At 39.1% G+C, this 23032-nt stretch carries 18 protein-coding genes; 7 read left to right on the top strand and 11 right to left on the bottom strand.

Going from position 1 to position 23032, the window contains the following annotated elements:
* Positions 1 to 100: 100 nt before the first annotated feature.
* Complete coding sequence (mutS, locus tag NPX99_RS00245; RefSeq protein ID WP_269029764.1) at positions 101 to 2845, bottom strand: DNA mismatch repair protein MutS; 2745 nt, start codon at positions 2843 to 2845, stop codon at positions 101 to 103.
* A 209-nt stretch (positions 2846 to 3054) separates the two neighbouring features.
* On the opposite strand from mutS, the gene NPX99_RS00240 reads away from it, so the two are divergent.
* The gene (locus NPX99_RS00240) at positions 3055 to 5352 is read left to right on the top strand and encodes an NADP-dependent malic enzyme (protein ID WP_269029763.1); all 2298 of its coding nucleotides are present in this window, start codon (positions 3055 to 3057) and stop codon (positions 5350 to 5352) included.
* Between the two features lie 55 nt (positions 5353 to 5407).
* On the opposite strand, the gene secB is transcribed toward NPX99_RS00240, so the two are convergent.
* Complete coding sequence (secB, locus tag NPX99_RS00235; protein ID WP_269029762.1) at positions 5408 to 5890, bottom strand: protein-export chaperone SecB; 483 nt, start codon at positions 5888 to 5890, stop codon at positions 5408 to 5410.
* A 141-nt stretch (positions 5891 to 6031) separates the two neighbouring features.
* Complete coding sequence (locus tag NPX99_RS00230; RefSeq protein ID WP_269029761.1) at positions 6032 to 6538, bottom strand: FxsA family protein; 507 nt, start codon at positions 6536 to 6538, stop codon at positions 6032 to 6034.
* 182 nt (positions 6539 to 6720) lie between these two features.
* Here NPX99_RS00230 and NPX99_RS00225 point away from each other — a divergent pair, with 182 nt between their 5' ends.
* Both NPX99_RS00225 and NPX99_RS00220 read left to right on the top strand, forming a co-directional pair.
* Positions 6721 to 7413 carry a Tim44/TimA family putative adaptor protein gene (locus tag NPX99_RS00225; RefSeq protein ID WP_269029760.1) on the top strand — a complete coding sequence of 231 codons (693 nt, stop codon included), beginning with the start codon at positions 6721 to 6723 and terminating at the stop codon, positions 7411 to 7413.
* A gap of 76 nt (positions 7414 to 7489) precedes the next feature.
* On the top strand, positions 7490 to 8080 hold the full coding sequence (locus NPX99_RS00220; RefSeq protein WP_269029759.1) for a Smr/MutS family protein: 591 nt from the start codon (positions 7490 to 7492) through the stop codon (positions 8078 to 8080).
* Between the two features lie 1562 nt (positions 8081 to 9642).
* Here NPX99_RS00220 and NPX99_RS00210 read toward each other — a convergent pair.
* Genes NPX99_RS00210 through NPX99_RS00200 form a run of 3 tightly spaced genes read right to left on the bottom strand, consistent with a single transcriptional unit; the run spans position 9643 to position 12821 of the window.
* A complete protein-coding gene (locus NPX99_RS00210; protein WP_269029758.1) occupies positions 9643 to 10638 on the bottom strand; it encodes an Hsp33 family molecular chaperone in 996 nt (331 codons plus the stop codon).
* 36 nt (positions 10639 to 10674) lie between these two features.
* Positions 10675 to 11610, bottom strand: a complete 936-nt coding sequence (gene argF, locus NPX99_RS00205; protein WP_442864041.1) for an ornithine carbamoyltransferase — start codon at positions 11608 to 11610, stop codon at positions 10675 to 10677.
* Positions 11611 to 11639: 29 nt separating this feature from the next.
* Positions 11640 to 12821 carry an aspartate aminotransferase family protein gene (locus NPX99_RS00200; protein WP_269030018.1) on the bottom strand — a complete coding sequence of 394 codons (1182 nt, stop codon included), beginning with the start codon at positions 12819 to 12821 and terminating at the stop codon, positions 11640 to 11642.
* A gap of 438 nt (positions 12822 to 13259) precedes the next feature.
* Here NPX99_RS00200 and NPX99_RS00195 point away from each other — a divergent pair, with 438 nt between their 5' ends.
* The gene (locus tag NPX99_RS00195) at positions 13260 to 13793 is read left to right on the top strand and encodes a GcrA family cell cycle regulator (RefSeq protein ID WP_269029757.1); all 534 of its coding nucleotides are present in this window, start codon (positions 13260 to 13262) and stop codon (positions 13791 to 13793) included.
* Positions 13794 to 14147: 354 nt separating this feature from the next.
* Here NPX99_RS00195 and NPX99_RS00190 read toward each other — a convergent pair whose 3' ends face one another.
* The 5 genes from NPX99_RS00190 to ccmA are packed head-to-tail and all read right to left on the bottom strand — an operon-like array spanning position 14148 to position 17072.
* A complete protein-coding gene (locus tag NPX99_RS00190) occupies positions 14148 to 14744 on the bottom strand; it encodes a DsbE family thiol:disulfide interchange protein (RefSeq protein WP_269029756.1) in 597 nt (198 codons plus the stop codon).
* Positions 14719 to 14970, bottom strand: coding sequence for a hypothetical protein (locus tag NPX99_RS00185; RefSeq protein WP_269029755.1), 252 nt, complete (start codon positions 14968 to 14970; stop codon positions 14719 to 14721). Before NPX99_RS00185 ends, NPX99_RS00190 begins: the two co-directional genes overlap by 26 nt.
* Positions 14958 to 15737: a heme ABC transporter permease gene (locus NPX99_RS00180; protein ID WP_269029754.1), complete on the bottom strand. Its 780-nt coding sequence runs from the start codon at positions 15735 to 15737 to the stop codon at positions 14958 to 14960. The genes NPX99_RS00185 and NPX99_RS00180 overlap by 13 nt, the downstream gene beginning before the upstream one ends.
* 46 nt (positions 15738 to 15783) lie before the next feature.
* Entirely contained in the window at positions 15784 to 16449 is a 666-nt protein-coding gene (gene ccmB, locus NPX99_RS00175) for a heme exporter protein CcmB (RefSeq protein ID WP_269029753.1), read from the bottom strand.
* Positions 16446 to 17072 carry a heme ABC exporter ATP-binding protein CcmA gene (gene ccmA, locus NPX99_RS00170; RefSeq protein ID WP_269029752.1) on the bottom strand — a complete coding sequence of 209 codons (627 nt, stop codon included), beginning with the start codon at positions 17070 to 17072 and terminating at the stop codon, positions 16446 to 16448. The genes ccmB and ccmA overlap by 4 nt, the downstream gene beginning before the upstream one ends.
* A 304-nt stretch (positions 17073 to 17376) precedes the next feature.
* Here ccmA and acnA point away from each other — a divergent pair, with 304 nt between their 5' ends.
* The 3 genes from acnA to dnaA all read left to right on the top strand — a co-directional run bounded on the left by acnA (position 17377) and on the right by dnaA (position 22853).
* Positions 17377 to 20064 (top strand): aconitate hydratase AcnA, encoded by a 2688-nt coding sequence (gene acnA, locus NPX99_RS00165; protein WP_269029751.1) that lies wholly within the window; start codon positions 17377 to 17379, stop codon positions 20062 to 20064.
* Positions 20065 to 20298: 234 nt separating this feature from the next.
* Positions 20299 to 20565, top strand: coding sequence for a 30S ribosomal protein S20 (gene rpsT / locus NPX99_RS00160; RefSeq protein ID WP_269029750.1), 267 nt, complete (start codon positions 20299 to 20301; stop codon positions 20563 to 20565).
* A gap of 716 nt (positions 20566 to 21281) precedes the next feature.
* Entirely contained in the window at positions 21282 to 22853 is a 1572-nt protein-coding gene (gene dnaA, locus NPX99_RS00155) for a chromosomal replication initiator protein DnaA (protein WP_269029749.1), read from the top strand.
* Positions 22854 to 23032: the final 179 nt, after the last annotated feature.

Below are 23032 nucleotides of genomic sequence, written 5' to 3'. Positions count from 1 at the left end.
TTCTAATGCTGATCAATACATTGCAAGAAAAAGCAAGAATAATATGAATAAATAATCATACATTAATAATAGTCATGAAATAGCACTTTGTATAGTGTTCCTATGAGGGATGATTTTTTTCAAGTTGTTTGAGGTGATAGAGTGCCTCTAAAGCTTGTTTAGGAGAGAGTTCATCAGGATGGATATTTTCTAAAGCTTCATGAAGTATAGAATGTTTATTTGTTTTGTCATTTACAGAAGATGGTGCTTGAAGGGAAAAGAGCGGGAGATCATCAATTAATTTATGCCCTTTTCCTGCCATTTCACCTTGTTCTAATTGGTAGAGAACATCCGTAGCACGTGTAATAACGGCTTCAGGAAGTCCAGCAAGTTTAGCAACTTGTACACCGTAGGATCGATCAGCAGCTCCTTTTGCAACTTCATGAAGAAACACGACATCGCCATCCCAATTTTTGACTTTCATTGTTACATTATGGAGGCGATCAAGTTTTTGCGTGAGTGCTGTCATTTCATGAAAATGTGTAGCGAGAATAGCACGACAGTGATTGACTTCATGAAGATATTCAACAGCAGCCCAAGCAATAGAAAGTCCATCAAAGGTCGATGTGCCTCGTCCAATTTCGTCAAGAATAACGAGGGAATGACTGCTAGCATGATTAAGAATCGTTGCTGTTTCGACCATTTCCATCATAAAAGTTGAACGTCCACGTGCAAGATCATCAGAAGCACCAACACGACTAAACAAACGATCAACAACGCCAATATGTGCTGTAGTAGCTGGAACAAAAGAACCCATTTGCGCCATAATAGCAATAAGAGCATTTTGCCGCAAAAAGGTTGATTTTCCTCCCATATTGGGACCTGTCAAAAGCCAAATTGCTGCATATTGATGATTTTCTTGTACAGAGAGATCACAGTTATTGGCAACAAATGGTTCTGCTGCTTGTTTTCGTAGTGCTTGTTCTACGACAGGATGACGCCCTGCTGTGATATGAAAGGTAAGTGATTGATCAACTTTAGGACGACAATATCCTTGTTCTTCAGCAAGATGTGCTAAAGCAACAGTGACATCTAAAACAGCGAGTGCTTCAGAGGCTTTACGGATAAAATCAACCTGTTCGGTAATTTCATGAGCAAGAGTTTCAAAAATTTCTAATTCGAGTGTGAGTGCATGGTTAGCGGCATGAGCAATACGGCTTTCAAGATCGGCAAGCTCTGTTGTGGTAAAGCGCATAGCATTTGCCATTGTTTGTCTATGGATAAAACGAGCTTTAGCTTGTGGGCTATTTGTAAGAGCAGACGCTTGTCCATTGGTTACTTCAATAAAATAGCCTAGAATATTGTTATGCTTGATTTTGAGTGTTTTAATATCTGTTTCTTGAGCATATTGTGCTTGAAGTTCAGCAATAACACGGCGAGATTCATCGCGTAAAGCGCGCATTTCATCGAGCTCTTTATGGTATTGAGGACGAATGAAACCACCATCACGTTTAAGGAGGGGAAGGTCATCGGCTAACGCTTGTTCTAGATGTAAATGCAAAGCCGTAGGTAAATGTGAAAAAGTCTGTTGTACATCACTTATTTCCTGAGGAAGCAATTCATTGTTAAGAAGCTGATGAAGTTCACGAACGATTTCAAAGCCGCGCTGGATTGTTGCCATATCACGGGGACCTCCTCTACCAAGAGCTAATCGAGAAACTGCCCGCGGCATATCTGGTCCCCCTTTTAAAGTCAGCTTTATGGCTTCTGCAAGGGATGGGTTGCGTAGAAAAAAGTCGATGGAATCTAGACGTCTGTCAATAGCCGCAGGTGTGGTGAGAGGAGCAATGAGGCGATCGACGAGAAGGCGTGATCCCCCTCCCGTGACGGTACGATCAATAGCTTTTAATAAACTACCATCGCGTTGACCGGATATTGTTCGAATAAGTTCAAGATTCATTCTGGTTGCTGCATCAATGAAAAGGGTAGCACTTTCATTTTGACGTTCAGGACGCATGAGAGGGGGGCGATGTGTGATTTGCGTTTTTTCGATATAACGAATGGCAGCAACGATTGCGGAGAGTTCGGGGCGTGAATAATCAGCAACACCTTCAAGGGTTGAGAGTTTAAAATAACTACAAATATCGCGTTCAGCAGTGATTACCTCAAAAAGGCTAATGGGTTGAGGTGAAATAATACGGCCGAGAATATCAAAAAGTGATTTGTGAGATTTATCATGAAAAAAAGAATCAGCGACAATGATTTCTTGAGGATCCACACGCATAATATCTGCTAAAAGCTTTTCATTGCGGCTTTCCATGACACGAAAGATGCCTGTCGAGATATCAATCCAAGAAAGGGCAAATTCTTCTCCATCGCTGGTTTTTATGCGGGCAAGTGTCATAAGATAATTTGCACGCGTTGGATCAAGGAGCTTTTCTTCTGTTATGGTTCCAGGTGTGACAAGACGAACGACATCGCGCCGAACAACCGATTTTGCTCCACGTTTTTTAGCTTCTGCAGGATCTTCTGTTTGTTCACAAACAGCAACGCGATAACCACAGGCAATCAGTTTTTGCAAATAATCATCCGCAGCATGTACGGGAACACCACACATAGGAATATCTTCACCCAAATGTTTTCCACGTGTTGTGAGTGTGATTCCTAAAGCTTGAGCGGCTTCAATTGCATCATTAAAAAACAATTCATAAAAATCACCCATTCGATAAAAGAGAAGGGAGTCATTATTAACTGCTTTGATCTCTATATATTGCTCCATCATGGGCGTTGGGCGTTGTTGATGGAGAGCAGGTGAGGAGGGTGGCTGTAGGATTAAATTATTTTTATGATCACTTTTCTTATCCATTTTTGTGCGTCTGTCTCTTTCAAATGAGGCTTTGATACCCTTTTTTGTTTACTTCAATATTTATCTTCATTATCTCTAAATTGAAACATATGATCAGCTCTGTTAAAGCAAGCATAGCGGTTTATAACATATGGATCAAATTTTAAAATCGGGTAATGATGCACACATTATAGAGTAGAATTTTCACTGTTTTGAGAAAGCTAAATGAGATGAAAAAAAGTAATCAGGATCAGAAAACGCCTCAAAGAATTTATAGTGCGAGTGAACGAGAAGCACTTGATTTTCATAGTCGTGGTCGTCCTGGAAAGCTTGAGATTGTTGCAACGAAATCTATGGCAACGCAGCATGATTTAGCACTTGCGTATTCACCAGGTGTTGCTGTTCCTGTTAAAGCGATTGCTGAAAATCCAGTGTTAGCTTATGATTATACAGCAAAGGGCAATCTTGTTGCTGTTATATCAAATGGAACAGCTATTTTAGGTTTGGGCAATTTAGGTGCACTTGCATCTAAGCCAGTTATGGAAGGCAAAGCAGTCCTTTTTAAGCGCTTTGCAGATATTGATTCAATCGATCTGGAAATTGATACGAATGACACGGAAAGTTTTATCAATCTGGTGCGTCATTTGGAGCCTTCTTTTGGTGGTATCAATCTTGAAGACATTAAAGCACCGGAGTGTTTTATAATTGAAAGTCGCTTGCGTGAGATCATGAATATTCCTGTTTTTCATGATGATCAACACGGTACAGCGATCATTGTCGCTGCGGGTGTTCTCAATGCTTTGACTTTAACAGGGCGCAATATGCAAAATACGCGCCTGGTCTGTAATGGCGCTGGTTCTGCAGGAATTGCTTGTATTGAATTAATCAAAGCGATGGGTTTTCGATCGGAGAATATCATATTATGTGATACGAAAGGCGTTGTCTATGAAGGTCGTGAGGAGGGGATGAATCAGTGGAAATCTGCCCATGCTGTGCGAACGGATAAACGCACTCTTGCTGAAGCGATGGAAGGTGCTGATATGTTTTTCGGGGTTTCTGCTAAAGGCGCACTTACTCCTGAAATGGTAAAGTCGATGGCACCTCAACCAATTATTTTTGCTATGGCCAATCCTGATCCAGAAATTACACCGGAAGAGGTTATGCAAGTGCGGGATGATGCCATTGTAGCAACAGGTCGTTCGGATTATCCAAATCAGATTAATAATGTTCTTTGCTTTCCTTATATATTTCGTGGTGCGCTTGATGTGCGTGCGACAGTTATCAATGAGGATATGAAAATTGCTGCAGCGAGAGCTCTGGCGGGATTGGCTCATGAGGAAGTGCCTGACAGTGTTGCCGAAGCTTATCGTGGAAAGCGGTTAAAATTTGGTCGAAATTATATCATTCCTGTTCCTTTTGATCCGCGTTTGTTGACTGTTGTTTCTATGGCGGTGGCAACAGCAGCAATGGAAAGCGGTGTTGCACAAAAACATATTGATGACTTAGAGGCTTATGAACGTGATTTGAATGCAAGACGTGATCCCATTTCCTCTATGATGCGTGGTGTTTACAATCATGTTCGTCAAGCACCAAAGCAGATTGTCTTTGCAGAAGGTGAAGAAGAACAAGTCATGCGGGCTGCTGTTTCCTATGTTCATCAAAAACTAGGAAAAGCGATTTTAATTGGTCGTGAAGAGCAAGTGAAGGAAACAGCCTCTGTTGCTGGCATTGATCTTGAACGTGAAGGTATTTCTGTTACGAATGCCAAGCTCTCCTGTAGCACAGATGCTTATGCGAATTATCTTTATAAAAAAATGCAACGCCAAGGCTGGTTGTTGCGTGATTGTCATCGTCGTATCAATAATGATCGCAATTATTTTGCTGCTTGCATGGTGGCGTTGGGTGACGTTGATGCGATGGTTACTGGAGTAACACGCAATTACGAAACAGCATTGATTGATATACGCCGCGTGATTGGTGAGAAACCAAAAGAACGGTTAATTGGTATTTCAATGGCTATTTGTCGTGGGCGCACTGTATTTATTGCGGATACAGCTATTTACGAACACCCCAATGCTGAGGAACTTGCTGATATAGCAGAACAGACAGCTTCTTTTGTTTGTGGATTGGGATATCAACCGCGGGTAGCTTTTGTAGCATTTTCTACTTTTGGCTATATGAAAGGACAGGTTGCACAACATATTCAAGATGCTGTTCATATTTTACATGAACGCAAAGTTAGCTTTGAATTTGATGGAGAAATGAGTGCTGATGTGGCGCTTAATTCGAAGTTGATGCAGCAATATCCTTTTATAGGATTAAAAGAACCTGCTAATATTTTAGTGATGCCGGGATATCACGCGTCTTCTATTGCCAGCAAAATGCTACAAGAGCTTGGTGAAGCAACAATCATTGGTCCTATTTTGATTGGATTAGAAAAATCTGTCCAGATTGTACCGTTTAGTGGAAGTGATACAGATGTTGTTAATATTGCAATGCTTGCTGCTTACCATGCGAGGAAATTATAAAAAAATAAAGGCCCATGATATTTCAGGGCCTTTTTGAAAACAAAAAAATAATTTTTTAAGAAGGTTGTCCCTGACTTTGACTGTCTTTTTGTTCTTCAGCAAGTCTCTTTTGGAAGAGAGCAGCAAAATCAATTGGGTCAATCCACAAAGGCGGAAAACCACCATTTTGGGTGGCATCAGAGATAATTTGCCGCGCAAATGGAAAGAGAAGACGGGGGCATTCAATAAAAACAAGAGGCATCACATGTTCTTGTGGAATATTTTTAATATGAAAAACGCCACCATAAATGAGTTCTACATGAAATAATGTTTCAGTGTCATCATCAGCTTTGACAGAGAGGGTCAAAATGACATCGTAATTATCATCACCAATTGGGTTGGCGTTAACATTAATGTTGATATCGATTTGCGGTGCCTTTTCACGTGAACGCAGTGAGTGGGGAGCGCTTGGATTTTCGAATGACAAATCTTTTAAATATTGCGTTAATACAGCAAAAACTGGCTCTCCACCGTTATTGTTCATTTCACCTTCAGCCATAACCAACCTCTCATCATCATTGTGTGTATTTCTATTTTAGATCTAAAGATCAAGCTGGTTATCATGCTTCGCAAAAGGTTGCAAGGAATCCTCTTGTTGTCTTGATTATTTTTGTAAAGTCACTTACAGATTTTTAGCATTTCAATGATTATTATCATTTTTACGCCATGGAGATTCTGTAGGATTATGGACCTGATAGTCTTCTGCGTTAAGATCAATAATTTTTTCAGACTTATTTTGCATGTTAGACTTGTTCTGAGTATGGGGATTCATCTTGTTGCTCAAGAGTGAAAAGAAATACCATATGCCGGAACGGACTGGTTTCATAAGAAGTAAAATTCCCAAAAGATCGCTTACAAAACCTGGAAGGATAAGCAAAATTGCACCAAGAGTGATGAAGGCATCATCCATTATATGATTTTTTAGTATATGTCCTTGGGTAAATTCACGTTGTATATTTTTAAAAAGGTTAAACCCTTGTATTCGCAACAAAGTAATTCCTATTATTGTTGTAAGAATAACCAAACTTAACGTTGCTAAAATTCCAATTTCTTTTCCCACAAAGATAAAACCGGCGATTTCGATCAAGAAAGCGCTGATGAGAAGGAGGATAAAAAAGCGAGGATTGATAGAATAAAACTGTATCACACAAAAATTTCCTTCTCGATGTTTAGGATAGAAAAATATGGGGACATTTTTTAAAATATGAATGAATGAGGGTTACAAAAATATTTGAATAGTAAATTCCTTATTTTACTTATTTATTTATAAATGATATTGACTGCAATGTTTATTACAGATCATCTTAGATTTGGAGATTAACAACGCCCATGGAATTTGACATTATACTTGTCGTAGCTCTTGTTATTATGGTTGTCGTTTTTGTGCAACTCCGTAATGTGTTAGGAAAACGGATTGGTTTTGAAAAGCCTCCCTTTGATCCTTATTCTCGACATTCTAAAAAACAGATTGAAGCAGAAACGGCTGATAATGCTGTTTCGTTCCCTCATCAGGGCAATTCACAAAAGAGTGATTTTGATGAAATTGATGCGATTTCACCAGAGGGCAGTGCACTGAATAAAGGTTTACGGGCACTTCGCCAGAGCGATCCTCATTTTTCTCCTCAATTTTTTATAAAAGGTGCTCAAGTTGCTTATGAGATGATTGTAACAGCTTTTGCTAAAGGGGATCGTGATCAACTTAAAAAGTTGCTTTCTCAGGATGTTTTTGAAAGTTTTAGTGCGGCCATTGAACAACGCGAAAAAAACAATGAAAAAGTTGAGTTTACTTTTGTTGGAATTAATAAGATCGAGTTTATCACAGCAAAAATGCAAGAAAAGGAACAATTTTTAACTGTACGGATTGTGAGTGAAATGATTTCTGTAACCTATAATGAGCAGGGAGAGCGTATCGATGGTGATTCTGATGCTATTGTAGAAATTAGAGATATATGGACTTTTGTTCGCAATAGCCTATCGTCTGATCCAAATTGGAAACTTTTTGCAACGGAAGATGAAAATTAAGCTCTCTTTGGCCTATAAGGTCGCATGAATAAGTTTTAGTCGCATAAATAAATTTTATAAGAGATTGAAGATTGCAATGTCCACGGGCAAATGGAGAGAGAAGAAGGATTTATTGACTGCAAAGGATCGTCTTTTATGGGAGAGGGTTTGTCATACAATAGTTCCCCTTCATAATACATTCCATTTTTCTATCGAAAAAAATGCAATAAAGATCGATCATAAAAAACAGCCTGTATCACCAATCTTTTCATTATCTCAGAGGGAACAGCAAAGACCAACAGTGGTTAAAAAAGAAACGACGGCGATTACCAAAACACAGAAGGCCCGTTTCTTTGATCATGTCGTCCATCGTAAAATTGCTAAAGGTCATTATCCACTTGAAGCGTGTCTTGATCTTCATGGCTATGGGCAGGAAGAAGCTTACTTTTTCTTAAAAGAATTTCTACAATCATCTCAGCAAAGTGGATTACGTTATGTGCTTGTGATTACAGGAAAAGGCCGATCAGCTGGAAGTGATGGTGCTTTGTATAAATTTGTTCCTCATTGGTTATCGACATCAGCTTTTCGGTATTATGTTCATGCATTTGAACGCGCAGCTCGTCAACATGGCGGTAGAGGCGCGCTTTATGTTTGGCTGCGCCGTTTTATGCCGAGCAACGGGCTATAATATCGTTTAGATCTTTCTAGGTTTATCTTTGGTTTTGTTAGCTATAGTATTTTACAAGTTATATTTTGCGATAAAGCTATGAGGATACAAAATTTTATCGTGACATTCACGTGATTGCGTCCAATTGTTACAAACAAGAATTCTGCTGAAAAAACATTTGTTAAATAAGTGATCTTTATAAAGAATATTCAAAACATTACAGACGTTTTAAGAGGTTTAGATTTTTTTTAACAATGAGATGTTTATTTGCTCGCTTTATTTTTGATTATTGGAATTATTCTAGAAAGATGTTTGAATTTGTGTACGCTATCGACAATTGTATTACCAAAAAGCACATATGTATTACCAAAAAGCACATAATGTTTTTTTACTTAAGAGTATATACGCTAAAGGAGTTTTTTCGCTATTCTTCTTCTGTTTATAAAGCAACAGACTAAGAGTGTTATTATATTGACTATCTCCGTACTATGCTTTTTTGCATTAGGGTGATTTATAAAACTCTCATTTTAGCTCGATTACAATTGCTCTTTTAATATTCAAGTACACTTTTTTGATTCTTAAAATAGGTAAGATATTGATTTATAATGTTAATTAATTGTTTTGCATGTTGAATGAGAGAGCTGAATATTCTAAGTTCCTTCACTTCACTCCTGCTTTTGTTGAAACAAATCAAACCATTCTATCCCCTTGAATTTCGCAAGTGAAATGATTGTATGAATAAAAACATGAGAAGAAGGGCAAAATGCCTGTTATAAATCATCTTAATGCAAAGGCTATTGCTACATTGGAGGCTGGTAAATACAATGATGGTGCCGGCTTGCTCCTTCATAAGCGGAAAGATAATGATACTCAGTGAATTTACCGGTATGGCCTTCACGAGTGTTGTCGTGAAATGGGCGTGAGTGCCTTAAGAAAGTTTTTTAAGCCCGTGAATGTGCAACACAATAACGTTTTGTTCTGCATAAGAGTCATGATCATATTAACGAATGTGGCCAACAAAAGCGTGAGGCAATACGGAATCTTCATTCCCTCAAAGACATTTCTGTGGATGTTTTTGAAGGTCGTAAAGCTGAGTTAAAATATGATGGTAAAGATGGAAAATGGTTTTTACCTTTACCACTTGATATCCTCCCTAAATGAAGAGAGTTCGAATAAAAAATAGGATTCTATTCATGAATTTCATTTGATTTTAAAAGATTTTTTATCTTTAAAATCAATAACTTGATACGACTATAAAGAACGTTAAAAAACTTGGTTGTGATAAGAAATCAATTCTTGCTAATATGCCAAGAATAAAAGAGAGGTCTTTTCAGGGAGGAAGGACCGTATTTTAAGGAATGGGTTACTTTTTAAAAGCATATGGAATTTGTGTTGGCTTGAACAAAGAGCATGATTGTATAGACAATAAAGAACGGTTAGCTCTAAGGAAACAAGATATATAATACACTGCTAAAGGTTCATTCTAACTCTTTGGTTTATTTTAACCCTTTTTATGTTCTAGATGCGTAACTAAAATTGATTTTAGCTGCGGCCGATATTCTCCTCTTTATGAGGAATATTTGTTACATTTCATTTTCAGAAAATTCTTGTGGTTTGAAACGATAAGTTGTTGAACAGAATTCACATGTGACTGAAATATATTCACTTTCAACCATTTTATTGCGTTCTTCAACGGGAAAACCTTCCAACATTTCTTTAATTTTTTCACGTGAACAAGAGCATTGATCGATGAGAGAAGAAGGAGTAAAAACTCTAACACCTTGTTCATGGAAGAGACGGAATAATAACCGCTTACTGCCAACTTGGGGATCTGTTAATTCTGCGCTTTCAATGGTTGCTGTCAATGCCTTGGCCTCTTGCCACTGGTTTTCAAGTTGCGTTTTCGTTTCTTCTGTTTTTTTATCTTGTTCATATATTTGATGCTGAGATGATGCTTTGGGTAAGAGTTGGGTTAGGAGACCTCCTGCTCTCCAGTTTTTCTGTGGTTTTCCTTGTTGATCTCGGTTAATTAATATAGCAACAGCCAAACGTATATCGGTAGGAATTTGTTCTGATTGATCAAAATAGGTACGGGAAGCTTCTTGTAAATTTGCTCCATCTAATGCCACTATTCCCTGATAAGGCTGTGTATGGGTGCCTTGGTCAATAGTAAAAGCTAAGGTACCTTTTCCCAACAGTGTTTCTGAAGATATTTGCTCATTGATGGTTGTTTTTTTAAATTTTTCTTTATCAAAACGCGCATAACCGCGGAGGCCGGAAGGAGGAGAGAAATCACACACCAACATATTAACTGGTCCATCGGAATGGGTTTGTAAAATAAATTTTTCCTTAAGTTTTAGAGAGGTTCCAAGCAGAACGGTTAAAACTAAAGCTTCTGCAAGAAGATAAGAAACCGGTTCGGGATATTGATGCCTTGTCAGAATAGAATTTAAAGTTTCTCCAAGTTGCACAGCACGCCCTCGAATATCTAGTTCTTCGACTTGAAAGGGAAGAACAGTATCATCTTCACTCAAATGGATATTGCTGAGAGAAGATGCCTCTGTGGATTGTTCGTGCATCGTATCTTTGCCTTTTATATGATTTATTTTGCTAGGCTATTGTGAAGGGAAAAGTGCATCTTGTAAACACCATGCAAGAATTGCTTTTTGGGCATGAAGACGATTTTCTGCCTCGTCAAAAACAACGGAATGCGTTCCATCTATCACAGCATCGACAACTTCTTCACCACGATGAGCAGGAAGGCAATGCATAAAAAGAGCGTTGGGTTTGGCTAATTTCATCAAAGCTTCATTTACTTGATAAGGCTGAAAAACAGAATGACTGCGAGCACGAAACTCTTGTCCCATGGAGACCCATGTATCAGTCATAATACAATCGGCATCTTTAGCTGCCTTTTGTGGATCATTTGTCAATGTAATATGTGCCCCTCGTTCACGAGCCCAATGGACAAATTTTTCTTGTGGTTCATTGCCTTTGGGCGTAGCGATTCGCAAATGGAAGCCAAAAAGAGCAGCAGCTTCAATCAAGGAATGCAGCACATTGTTGCCATCTCCCATCCACGCAAATATTTTGTTTGTAATAGGTCCACGATGCTCTTCATAAGTCAGGATATCTGCAAGAATTTGGCAAGGGTGTGTATCATCGGTAAGGGCATTAATAACAGGAATTTGTGCGTATTGTGCCAATTCGAGCATCCGGTCATGGCGTGTTGTTCGTAAGGTCACGATATCCACAAAACGCGATAAAACGCGTGCTGTATCAGCGATGGTTTCACTATGTCCAAGCTGCATCTCTGAACCTGTTAGCATAATTGTATCCCCACCCAGTTGGCGCATGCTGATATCGAATGAAATACGGGTTCGTGTGGACGGTTTTTCAAAAATCATTGCCAGTGTTTTCCCAACAAAAGGTTTTGAACTTTTTCCTGCTTTAAAGGATGTTTTAAGACTTTTTGCATAATCGATCAAAGCACGTGCTGTTTGCGGGGTTAACACCGATAAATCGGTGAAATGGCGGAGAGTATTTGTCATGTTTATGATACTTGCCTTTTTTTGTTTGTTTATGAAAGAGAAGCAATTGCTTTTTCAATACGAAATAAACTTTCCTCTACTTCTTCTTCTTTTATGATAAGCGGGGGTAATAAACGCACTACGTTATTATTAGCAACAACACCTAGAACATATTGCTTTTCCAAGGCGTCGACGACGGCATTTGCAGGAACGACACACTGGATACCTAGCATAAGGCCAACACCTTGAATCGTAGAGATAATATCAGGATAGTTGTTGAGAATTTTTGAAAGTCCACTTTTTAGCTTATGGCCCATTTGTTGAACATGATGAAGAAAATCTGGTTCTAAGATGATATTCAAAACACTGTTGCCTACAGCCATCCCAAGAAGATTTCCGCCAAAGGTTGAACCATGGGTTCCTGGTATCATACTTTTTGCAGCTTCATTTGTTGCAAGACAAGCTCCCAACGGAAAGCCACCACCCAGTCCTTTTGCGAGAGTAAGAATATCAGGTGTGATATCACTCCATTCATAAGCAAAAAGCTTTCCTGTTCGTCCAATACCTGTTTGGACTTCATCCAGAATGAGTAACAGATTATGATCATCGCAGATTTTGCGCAGAAATCTTAAAGTTTCGCGAGAGACAGCTCGTATTCCTCCTTCACCTTGGATAGGTTCAATAAGGATAGCTGCGGTATTTTTATTGATAGCATTCTGCAAAGCATTTTCATCACAAAATGGAATTTGAATAAATCCCCCAGCTTTTGGTCCAAAGCCTTCAAGATATTTTTCATGTCCAGTCGCAGCAAGCGTTGCAAGTGTGCGCCCATGAAATGCTCCTTCAAAAGTAATAATTTCAACGCGTGTTGGATGACCAGAGGCATAATGCATGTGACGAGCCGTTTTGAATGCGCATTCAAGTGCTTCGGCGCCAGAATTACAGAAAAAAACCTTATCAGCAAAGCTATTTGCACAAAGTCGTGCAGCAAGGGCTTCTTGTTCGGGTGATTGAAAAAGATTGGAAATATGCCAAAGTTTTTCAGCTTGTCTTTTGAGGGTCTCAACCAACTTTGGATGAGTATACCCTAACACATTGACAGCAATGCCAGACGTCAAATCGAGATAACGCTCACCTTTATCGGAAATAAGCCAGACACCCTCACCTTTTTTGAAATGCAAATTCCGTCGAGCAAAGCACGTATAAAGCGGTTGTATAGCAGTAGTGCCCATCATGATTTCCTTTATCTTTTAAATTTGTGCCATACAGTAAACAAAACAAATAAGCAAATAAAGTAGTACCGCAGTTTTGGATAGAGTGTAATCAGCTTTTCATTTTGGCAAAAAACAATGAAGGTTTTGCAAGAAACATTTATTAGGAAAAATTCTTAAGAAAATATGAGAGTTTGTCCTATATTTGATTCGCAAGTTGGGGAAAACATGCGAAATAAGCTCTTCAAGAGGGCAAAAGCTCTTGTCAGAGAGTCAGTGCATATTGTAATTTGAATCCGTAAATAAGCGGGTGTTTTAGTTTTAAGTTCCATAGGTTGAATGGGTATTTGTGCTTAAGTGAGGTATAGTTTTTTCATTCAGCCCATTGAACACGTTATTCAAACATTTAAAGATGCAAAGGAATGCATCTTAATGAGGTGATCGGAATGGAGTGCTGATATGGGTTGGACATATGAACGCGTTGAACTTCTTAAGAAGTTTTGGAGTGAGGGATTAAGTGCAAGTCAGATTGCAGCCCAATTAGGGGGCGTTAGCAGGAATGCAGTGATCGGTAAAGTGCACCGGTTAAAGTTACCAGGGCGTGGTAAGACAGCACAAGGTGTAACGCGTGCCCAAAAGACACCTGCTAGCTCACCATCTCCACGTATGCGTCGCGCGCCCACACCATCGACTGTATTGCCAACAAATGCTGCGTCTTGTAGTATTGAAGAGACCGCTTTAGAAGCGGAGTTTGTAGCAGAAGATGTGAGAGAAATTGATCCGTCTGTACAATCAAATGTAGTCGTGCCGATATCACGTCAACTTAATCTTTTACAATTGAGTGAAAATACATGTCGATGGCCAGTTGGAGATCCTTTATCATCAGATTTTCATTTTTGTGGGGCCGATTCTGGTGAAAATGGTCCTTATTGTGCTTTTCATGCAAAGATAGCATTTCAGCCAGTTTCTGAAAGACGACGGATAAGAGTGTAGTATTTGCGCTATTAAGTTTCATCTTTAAGAGATAATCTGCTAAGAAAGATATTTTAGAGGATGAGGCTTCTGATGAATGAATTTTTTCATCAAAAAATATTCGTGTTTTGTTTTTTATGTTCTTGAATGAAATTCTGCCTCTATAAAGGACAGTGTCATTTGTTTATTTACGTGCTTGTTTTAAAGAGATATCTTTTTTTCAGACAGTTTTATTACACATTGCTCCTTGTCGTGACATGTAAATAAGCCTTTTTAAGGATTCCTCATAGAGGGAATTGAAATAAGAAAATCCAATAGTGTTCTCATTCAATATAAAAAAGACAGATTATCTTTATGAATCAACGCATTGCTGTCTTATAATTTGTCTATCATTATAGCCTTTTCGATTTTTGGCAGGATTTTTTTCTGATAAATTTGCCATGTTAAAGGGCCAATATATTTAGCAATAATAACGCTTTCTTTATTCAAAAGAAAGGTCTCTGGTGGTCCAGAAACCCCCCAATTAATAGCTGTATGTCCTGAGGCATCAAAGCCAATAACTTTAAAAGGATTGCCCAAATTTCTCAAAAAACGTTGAGCGTTCTCTTTATTATCCTTATAACTAATGCCAATAAGATCAAAACGTTGATCTTGTGCAATTTTCATAAGAAGTGAATGCTCCCCGCGGCAGGATGAACACCATGATCCCCAAAAATGAACCAATGTTACGTGGCCTTTAAATTGTTCTAAATTGAGAAGATATTTTTCGTCTCCAAGGAGGGGAAGATTGATTTTGGGTGCAGGTTTTCCAGCTAGTGTATTTGGGAAAAGAAAAACACCATTGGGGCGGTTGCATTTCATAAAGTAGAAGAAAAGCATAAGAAGAAGAAAAAAAAACACGAATGGTCCAAAAAGACCAAATGAAACGGATGATGATATGCTTTTTCTAGATTTTTGAGGAATGGTTTTCATGATATTGTTTCTTTTCAAAGAGCTCTTTTTTACTCAGCTGCTGTAGGATTTTTTTTTGGTTTATAGCTTTGTAAAGAATGTGCGCAATAAGGCATAGAAGAGAGATTGCAGAGAACATATAGCTGAGAATAACAATTTGCTCGTGGTGAAGGGAACCAAGGAAAAAATCAATTTTCTGAGAAAGATTTCCTAAAAATCCATTGTGCGTGTTATTTAGGGCGTGCATGATGAAGAGTCCTGATATTGTGCGCGACGGGCTTTTTTGGTCTGAAGTATTTGGATATGACGGCGATTGATTTCGTTGCGCATAGCCATCAAATAGAGCAGAATAAACATAAAGCCGAAACAAAATATCATTGTTATCAGGGGCCATAACATAGCATGCTCGATTGTTGGTCCTCCTGAACGCAAAAGCGATGCTGATTGATGGAGTGTATTCCACCAATTAACGGAAAATTTGATAATGGGAATATTCACAAGTCCAACGAGTGTGAGAATTGCTGTAGCACGTGTAGCTTTTGCTTGATTATCAAAAGCGCGAGCAAGCATAACGATGGCAAGGTAAATAAAAAGCAGGATTAAAACCGATGTGAGCCGTGCATCCCATACCCACCATGTTCCCCATGTGGGGCGCCCCCAAAGCGCACCTGTCATGAGGGATAGGGCTGTAAAAATTGCTCCAATGGGTGCCCCACATTTGAGTGCCACATCAGCAAGATGAAGTCTCCAAATCAGACTTCCCAAAGCAGCAGCACTTATTATGAGATAACAAAATGTAGAGAGCCACGCGAATGGGACATGAATATACATAATCTTGACTGTAATCCCCTGCTGATAATCATCAGGTGAATGCATAATCAGAATAAGTCCTAAGATAAGGAGACACAATGTCATACCTGTTAACCAAGGTAAAACGGCACTGCTTATTTTCATAAAACGGACTAAACTTGTAGGAAGTCCTCTTATTTTATGTGTGTGAACTGTTTCATTCATGAAAATTATAATAGGCAGAGTTTTGCTATGCGGCAATCATCTTTTATTATTCTGATAAAAGTTTGAGTGTTATCGCTGCAACAAAAGAACTAAAAAGACTCAACAGAAGTGAAAAAGCAATAAGAAGAGTCAAGGCAGTGAGAAAAGAGACATTGTGGTTTGTTGGAGCTGTAGCAGCAGAAACACCAAAGATCATGATGGGAATGATCCACGGTAAGATGATAATAAAAATGAGAAGAGTGCTGTGTAACAATGACGTTGCAAGGGCAGCTCCTATAGCACCAATAAAGATAATGGCAGGTGTTCCGCATAAGAGGGTGAGTATTGTTGTAAAAGTTATCGTGCTATCTAAATGGAGCATGAATGCTAAAACAGGAGTAGCAAAAATAAGGGGGAGCATTGTTCCTACCCAATGGGCAAGGCATTTGATAAAGACAATCAGTGTAAAACTTTGTCTTTGTCCAGCAAGAATGAATTGGTCGAGATTTCCATCATCGTAATCGGTTTGAAAAAGTTTGTTCAAATTGAGAAGTCCTGCGAAAAGAGCTCCAAACCATAATATGCCTGGGCCTATTTGTGTGAGAACTTGAGGATCTGGTCCAATGGCGAAGGGAGTGACCATAATAATAGCGATGAAAAACAAAAGTCCTGTTAACGAAGAGGCTTGTGGTGTTAAGGCGAGTTTAAGATCACGCAAAAACAGTGCTTTCATGCTCTTTTTTCCTGTGGGGGTAAGAATTTTTCCAGAGCAATCTTAAGGTTTTCTGAAATGCCGAGGGGATGATGGGTTGCAGCGATAATCATACCGCCTTGATTGAGATGGCGTTGAAAAATATTGGCGAGCAGAATTTGAGAATGGCTATCAACTCCCGATAGTGGTTCGTCTAAAATCCAAATAGGACGATAAGAAAGCAAAAGGCGAGCAATAGCTACACGCCTTTTTTGCCCCGTTGACAGAACGTTGAAGGGTAAGAGTTCAAGATCAGAAAGATGAATGTCAGCAAGGGCTTCATGTGGATAGCGTAAATGTTGCCCATAAAATGTTGCCCAAAATTGCAAATTATCGATGACAGATAAGGAAGGTTTCATGGCATTTTGAGGACCAAGATAATGACACGCAGTTGCTACCGGATATGTTTGTTCGTGGTCTTTAAGTATTACCTGGCCTTTAGCAGCTTCAAGAAGACCAGCGATGATTCGTAGCAATGTGGATTTTCCAATTCCGTTTGGACCTGTGATTGTCATAAGTTGGTGTGGGAGTAAACAAAAAGAAAGTTCTTGGAACAGAACTTCTTCATTTCTGTGAGCTGCTAAGTTTTTACCCGATAACACCATGTAATTGCCTGTTTTTATTTTTTTTCTATAACCTTTATTGCATTATAGGATAAAAAACATGTTTTTTATGCAATTGTATCTAGAATAGTTCTAGAAATAATTCTATAAGCTATATGTTACATCAAATATCTGGTGTAGAAAGTTTTTTAGCGCTGATTTCCGAATTTACCGAGAGAATAGATAAGGTGAAGGGGGAAATGGATGGCGGAGGTGGTTATGTCTGCGCTCAAGCTGCGGCCTTGATTCGTAGTTTGGTTGTTCATTCCAGGAAATTGGGTGGTTTGTAGTATGAGGGTAGGCAGTTATGTCTCAAATTGATAGTTTTAATTGTCGCAGAATTTTAGATGTTTGTGGCCAGAAATATACTTATTATAGTCTGATCGAAGCGGAAAAGAATGGGCTCGAGGGAGTTTCTCGTTTGCCGTTTTCGATGAAGGTTATTCTTGAAAATTTATTACGATTTGAAGACGGACGTACGGTTAAAAAAGAAGATATCTTAAACGTTGCTAAATGGTTAAATGACAAAGGCAGTGCTGGTGCAGAAATTGCTTACCGTCCCGCACGCGTCCTTATGCAAGATTTTACAGGTGTTCCTGCAGTTGTTGACCTTTCTGCAATGCGTGATGCTATGGTTAAACTTGGAGGGAATGCCGAAAAAATTAATCCCCTTATTCCCGTTGATCTCGTTATTGACCACTCAATTATCGTTGATGATTTTGGCAATCCTATGGCTTTTAAGGAAAATGTTGATCATGAATATGAACGCAATGGTGAACGTTATCGTTTCCTGAAATGGGGGCAGCAAGCTTTTCAGAATTTTCGTGTTGTTCCTCCTGGAACGGGGATTTGTCATCAGGTTAACCTAGAATATTTAGCCCAATGTGTGTGGATGAAGAATGAGAAAGGCGAGCAGACGGTTTATCCCGATACTTGTGTGGGAACTGATTCGCATACGACTATGGTGAATGGTTTGGGGGTATTGGGTTGGGGTGTTGGTGGTATTGAAGCAGAAGCGGCAATGCTAGGTCAGCCTGTTTCTATGTTGTTACCTGAAGTGATTGGTTTCCGTTTAACAGGAAGACTTAAAGAAGGTGTGACGGCTACCGATTTAGTATTGATGGTGACACAAATTCTACGCAAAAAAGGCGTTGTTGGTAAATTTGTTGAGTTTTTTGGACCTGGTCTGGAACACATGACGCTTGCAGATCGGGCAACAATTGCAAATATGGCTCCTGAATATGGAGCAACCTGTGGTTTTTTTCCCATTGATAAGGAAACAATACGTTATCTCAATATGACAGGGCGTGATGAGAATCGGATCGCTTTAGTAGAAGCTTATTCCAAAGCACAAGGGATGTGGCATGATGAAGCCGTAGCCAATCCTATTTTCACGGATACAATTGAATTAGATATGGAAAGTGTTGTACCTTCCATGGCTGGTCCTAAGCGTCCTGAGGGGCGTATTGCGTTGGAAAGCGTTGGACAGGGTTTTGAGGGAGCATTATCTAGCGATTATAAGAAGGTTGTTGGACAAAATGACCGATATCAAGTTATGGGTGAGGAATATGATCTTGGCCACGGAGATGTGGTGATTGCCGCAATTACCTCTTGTACGAATACGTCGAATCCAAGCGTTCTTATTGCTGCGGGTCTTTTAGCACGCAATGCTGTGGCGAAAGGTCTCAAGAGCAAACCATGGGTTAAGACTTCTCTTGCTCCCGGTTCACAAGTTGTTGAAGCTTATCTTCTCAATTCAGGTCTCCAAAAAGATTTGGATGCGTTAGGGTTTAACTTAGTGGGATTTGGGTGCACAACATGTATAGGGAATTCTGGTCCTTTGTATCCAGCTATTTCTAAAACGATTAATAAGCATGGTTTAATTGCAGCAGCTGTTCTTTCAGGAAATCGTAATTTTGAAGGACGTGTATCACCTGATGTGCAAGCAAATTATTTAGCTTCACCACCACTGGTTGTTGCGCACGCTTTGGCAGGGACGGTGCGTAAAGATTTAACGAAGGAGCCTCTAGGAGAAGGTTCAGATGGTCAATCCGTTTATTTGAAAGATATTTGGCCCACTTCTCAAGAAATACAAGAATTTATAGAAAAGAATGTCACGCGTAAGATTTTTGCCGAAAAATATGCGGATGTGTTTAAGGGCGATGAAAATTGGCAAAAAGTTCAGGTTCCAACGGGAGCTACTTATGCTTGGGATGAACAATCGACATATGTGCGTAATCCACCATATTTTTATGATATGCAGAGGACTCCTGATATTTTACCAGACATTAAAGATGCACGGATTTTAGGTTTGTTTGGTGATAAAATTACGACAGATCATATTTCGCCTGCTGGTTCTATTAAGATTGATTCTCCTGCAGGAAAATATTTAATAGATCACGGAGTGAAAGTGGCTGATTTTAATCAGTATGGAACACGTCGTGGGAATCATGAAGTGATGATGCGTGGAACCTTTGCCAATATTCGCATTCGTAACTTCATGCTAGGAGAAAATGGTCGTGAAGGAGGCTATACAATTCATTACCCTTCAAGAGAAGAGCAGGCAATTTATGATGTAGCAATGGCATATAAACGGGAGGGGGTTCCGCTCGTTGTTTTTGCTGGTGTTGAATATGGTAATGGGTCATCGCGTGATTGGGCAGCGAAGGGCACCAATCTTCTTGGTGTAAAAGCAGTGATTGCGCAATCTTTTGAACGGATTCATCGTTCTAATCTTGTTGGGATGGGAATTGTTCCTTTTGTGTTTGAAGCGGGTACAAGTTGGCAATCTTTGGGCTTAAAGGGAGATGAAAAGGTAACGATTGAAGGGGTTCATAATTTGAAACCTCGGCAAAAGACTGTAGCTATAATCACTTTTTCTGATGGAAAGGTAAAAACGGTGCCATTATTATGCCGTGTTGATACTGAAGATGAATTAGATTATTTGCATCATGGCGGAATTTTGCAATATGTTTTGCGTAATCTAGCAGTTTGAACCGTATTTGTTCATTGAGAAGTGTCCTTAAACATTAAGATGAATGTTAGGGAGTTTGGCTTTATTTTTTTATGCTACTCTTTGAAAATTTGATTGACGTTTGTTTAAGGATTGCGTTATAAGCCGTGCAGTTTATCAACGGCTTTATGATATTGCTGAGATGAGATTTATTTTGATTGGTAGAGATGTTATTGAGACTTTTTCTATCTAATGCGTTGAAAGAGAGAGATATTTATGGCGAATACACCTTCCGCTCGAAAAGCAGTGCGCAAAGTTGCTGCACGCACACAGGTTAATAAGGCCCGCCGTTCACGCGTTCGTACTTTTATGCGTAAGTTTGATGATGCTTTAGCTGGGGGCGATAAAGCTTCTGCAGAAAGAGCATTTAAGAATTTTGAACCTGAAATTATGCGCGCGGTTTCCAAAGGGGTTTTTCACAAAAATTCTGCTGCGCGAAAAATATCGCGTTTAGCAAAACGTTTGAAAGCTCTCAACGTTTAAGCTTTTTCCATTTTATTTAGAAATGAAACCAGCATTTGTTTGGATGCTGGTTTTTGTTTGTTTTCTGAAAACACTCTCTTTTAAGGAAAGGAATCAAAGACGATTCTTCTCCTAAAAAAGAAGAGAAGATTTGTAGACTTTATATGGTTATCCACAAGCTTTGTGGATTTTTGCAGAGTCTTTTTTGTCAAGCATTTTTATTTTTTTTTTTAAATCTGAAAAGATTCTTTAATTCTTGGTCAATTAAAAGAAAAAAAATGAATTGAATCAATTATTTTTCCTATCTCTCATTTATATAAACAGGTTTATGGCGACTTTTTAGAAGTTTTTGATTTCATTTTGACCTCTTGCATTTTACCTCTGCTGTTTTGTATGGTTCTCACGGAGACTAAAAACATATAGGGGTTACATCAGCTTATTATTCTATGTTACGTTGAGTGTAAGATGCTTTGGTTTAGGCTGTTGTGAGTCCTCATGTTGGAGAGATTTTCTGATGTGTTTGTTAGTTCTCTTGATTGGTATGTTTGCTATTTAAGAAGAGTGGGTCATATCGTGAATACAAGTAAATCTTAATTGGTCATCTTTTTTGGTGGAGTTGTAATAAAGCTGTCCTAGGGGAGGATGAGTGATCTTATTTGGGGTCGGGCGTTTTGCTTTCGCTAAGTTAATTTTTAGCTGTTTGGTAGGACAAATTTTTATTTTTATCAGGATGAAAGATGGTGGATAAATTGAACTCTAAAGCTAGTTCCTTTAAAAGGGTTTCGGTGAATATCCTGTCGGCAGAAAAAATAATAAAGAGTAAGATAACGGATAGTGATGGGGAAGTTGGTAGGGGTATTTCTGTAGAGCATTCTATTATTTCAGAGGAGGAAGGGGCGGCAGCTTTCGCGCGCGTTATGGCGCAATTAAAGGCGCAGGTTGGTATGGAAGCTTATACGAGCTGGTTTGGACGTGTGAAGCTTGCTGAATATAGCCGTAATCTTGTAAAACTTTCTGTTCCTACAGCATTTTTGCGTTCATGGATTAATAATCATTATGGTTCTCTTTTGACCAATTTATGGAAACAAGAGAATTCTGCGATTCTTCGCGTCGAAATTATCGTTCGGGGTATGAAACGTGTTTCCACAGGTGTAGTCTGTAGAACAAGTGCAGTTCCTGTTGTTCTGGAAGAGCAGGCAACGGCGTCTTTCGTTGAGGGGTATACAGAGCATTCAGTAAAGAATGCTCAAGGGGGTGTTTTAGGTTCACCGCTTGATTCTCGCTATACTTTTGAGAGTTTTGTAGAGGGGTCTTCTAATCGTGTTGCTTTAGCAGCAGCACGTGCGATTGCAGAAGGTCATAAAAGTGCCTTAAGATTTAATCCTCTTTTTATTCACGCATCGGTTGGTTTAGGGAAAACGCATTTGCTTCAAGCTATTGCATCTGCAGCGTTGAAGCGTTTAACATCTGCGCGGGTTATTTATTTGACCGCTGAATATTTTATGTGGCGTTTTGCGACGGCTATTCGTGATAATGATGCTCTTTCTTTTAAAGAGCAGCTTCGTGATATCGATCTTCTCATTATTGATGATATGCAATTTTTGCAGGGAAAGTCGATTCAGCATGAATTTTGTCATTTGCTTAATATGTTGCTTGACAGTGCAAAACAAGTTGTTGTGGCAGCAGATCGTCCACCAGCAGAATTAGAATCACTTGATCTTCGAGTCCGCTCTCGTCTTCAGGGTGGGGTGGCTCTTGAAATTGAAGCGCCCGATTATGAAATGCGTTTGAAAATGTTACACCAGCGATTACAATTGGCGCAACAAGATGATCATATGATTTCAATTTCTGATGATATTCTAGAGTATATAGCGAAAACAGTTTCAGGATCGGGACGTGATATTGAAGGAGCATTTAATCAGTTATTGTTCCGTCAGTCTTTCGAATCTGATTTATCCTTAGAACGAATTGATGAATTATTAGGTCACTTGACACGTTCTGGTGAACCTAAGCGTATTCGGATCGAAGAAATTCAACGTACAGTTGCACGGCATTATAATGTTTCTAAACAGGATTTGTTATCCAATCGTAGGACACGTACAGTTGTAAAACCGCGACAAGTTGCGATGTATTTAGCAAAAATGTTGACACCTCGCTCCTTACCAGAAATTGGGCGTCGTTTTGGTGGGCGTGATCATACAACAGTTTTACATGCTGTACGTAAAATTGAAGATTTGATTTGTGGAGATCAGACATTGGCTAAAGAACTTGAATTACTTAAGCGGTTGATTGGAGAGCAAGCTGCATAAGAATCTTTTCTTTTTAGGGGGAGCGTGAAGGACTTATAAGGAGTGCTATTTTTTATTTATACAGTCGTTACTTGCTATTTAAAGCGAGGTTGAATAAAATTCGACAGGTGATTCTTAAGGGGATAGGTTATTTTTAATCTAGAGGGTTTTTATGTCTTTTTGTAAATTGTAACGGGGAT

Source organism: Bartonella sp. 220B (assembly GCF_026930205.1).
Classification (GTDB): Bacteria; Pseudomonadota; Alphaproteobacteria; order Rhizobiales; family Rhizobiaceae; genus Bartonella.
Note: the sequence above shows the minus strand (reverse complement) of the source record. Positions and strands in the feature narration are given on the sequence as shown.

Coding starts and splice junctions, on each gene's coding strand:
- mutS (WP_269029764.1), bottom strand. CDS start 2,845: ATGGATAAGAAAAGTGATCATAAAAATAATTTAATCCTACAGCCACCC.
- NPX99_RS00240 (WP_269029763.1), top strand. CDS start 3,055: ATGAAAAAAAGTAATCAGGATCAGAAAACGCCTCAAAGAATTTATAGT.
- secB (WP_269029762.1), bottom strand. CDS start 5,890: ATGGCTGAAGGTGAAATGAACAATAACGGTGGAGAGCCAGTTTTTGCT.
- NPX99_RS00225 (WP_269029760.1), top strand. CDS start 6,721: ATGGAATTTGACATTATACTTGTCGTAGCTCTTGTTATTATGGTTGTC.
- NPX99_RS00220 (WP_269029759.1), top strand. CDS start 7,490: ATGTCCACGGGCAAATGGAGAGAGAAGAAGGATTTATTGACTGCAAAG.
- NPX99_RS00210 (WP_269029758.1), bottom strand. CDS start 10,638: ATGCACGAACAATCCACAGAGGCATCTTCTCTCAGCAATATCCATTTG.
- argF (WP_442864041.1), bottom strand. CDS start 11,610: ATGACAAATACTCTCCGCCATTTCACCGATTTATCGGTGTTAACCCCG.
- NPX99_RS00200 (WP_269030018.1), bottom strand. CDS start 12,821: ATGGGCACTACTGCTATACAACCGCTTTATACGTGCTTTGCTCGACGG.
- NPX99_RS00195 (WP_269029757.1), top strand. CDS start 13,260: ATGGGTTGGACATATGAACGCGTTGAACTTCTTAAGAAGTTTTGGAGT.
- NPX99_RS00190 (WP_269029756.1), bottom strand. CDS start 14,744: ATGAAAACCATTCCTCAAAAATCTAGAAAAAGCATATCATCATCCGTT.
- NPX99_RS00185 (WP_269029755.1), bottom strand. CDS start 14,970: ATGCACGCCCTAAATAACACGCACAATGGATTTTTAGGAAATCTTTCT.
- NPX99_RS00180 (WP_269029754.1), bottom strand. CDS start 15,737: ATGAATGAAACAGTTCACACACATAAAATAAGAGGACTTCCTACAAGT.
- ccmB (WP_269029753.1), bottom strand. CDS start 16,449: ATGAAAGCACTGTTTTTGCGTGATCTTAAACTCGCCTTAACACCACAA.
- ccmA (WP_269029752.1), bottom strand. CDS start 17,072: ATGGTGTTATCGGGTAAAAACTTAGCAGCTCACAGAAATGAAGAAGTT.
- acnA (WP_269029751.1), top strand. CDS start 17,377: ATGTCTCAAATTGATAGTTTTAATTGTCGCAGAATTTTAGATGTTTGT.
- rpsT (WP_269029750.1), top strand. CDS start 20,299: ATGGCGAATACACCTTCCGCTCGAAAAGCAGTGCGCAAAGTTGCTGCA.
- dnaA (WP_269029749.1), top strand. CDS start 21,282: ATGGTGGATAAATTGAACTCTAAAGCTAGTTCCTTTAAAAGGGTTTCG.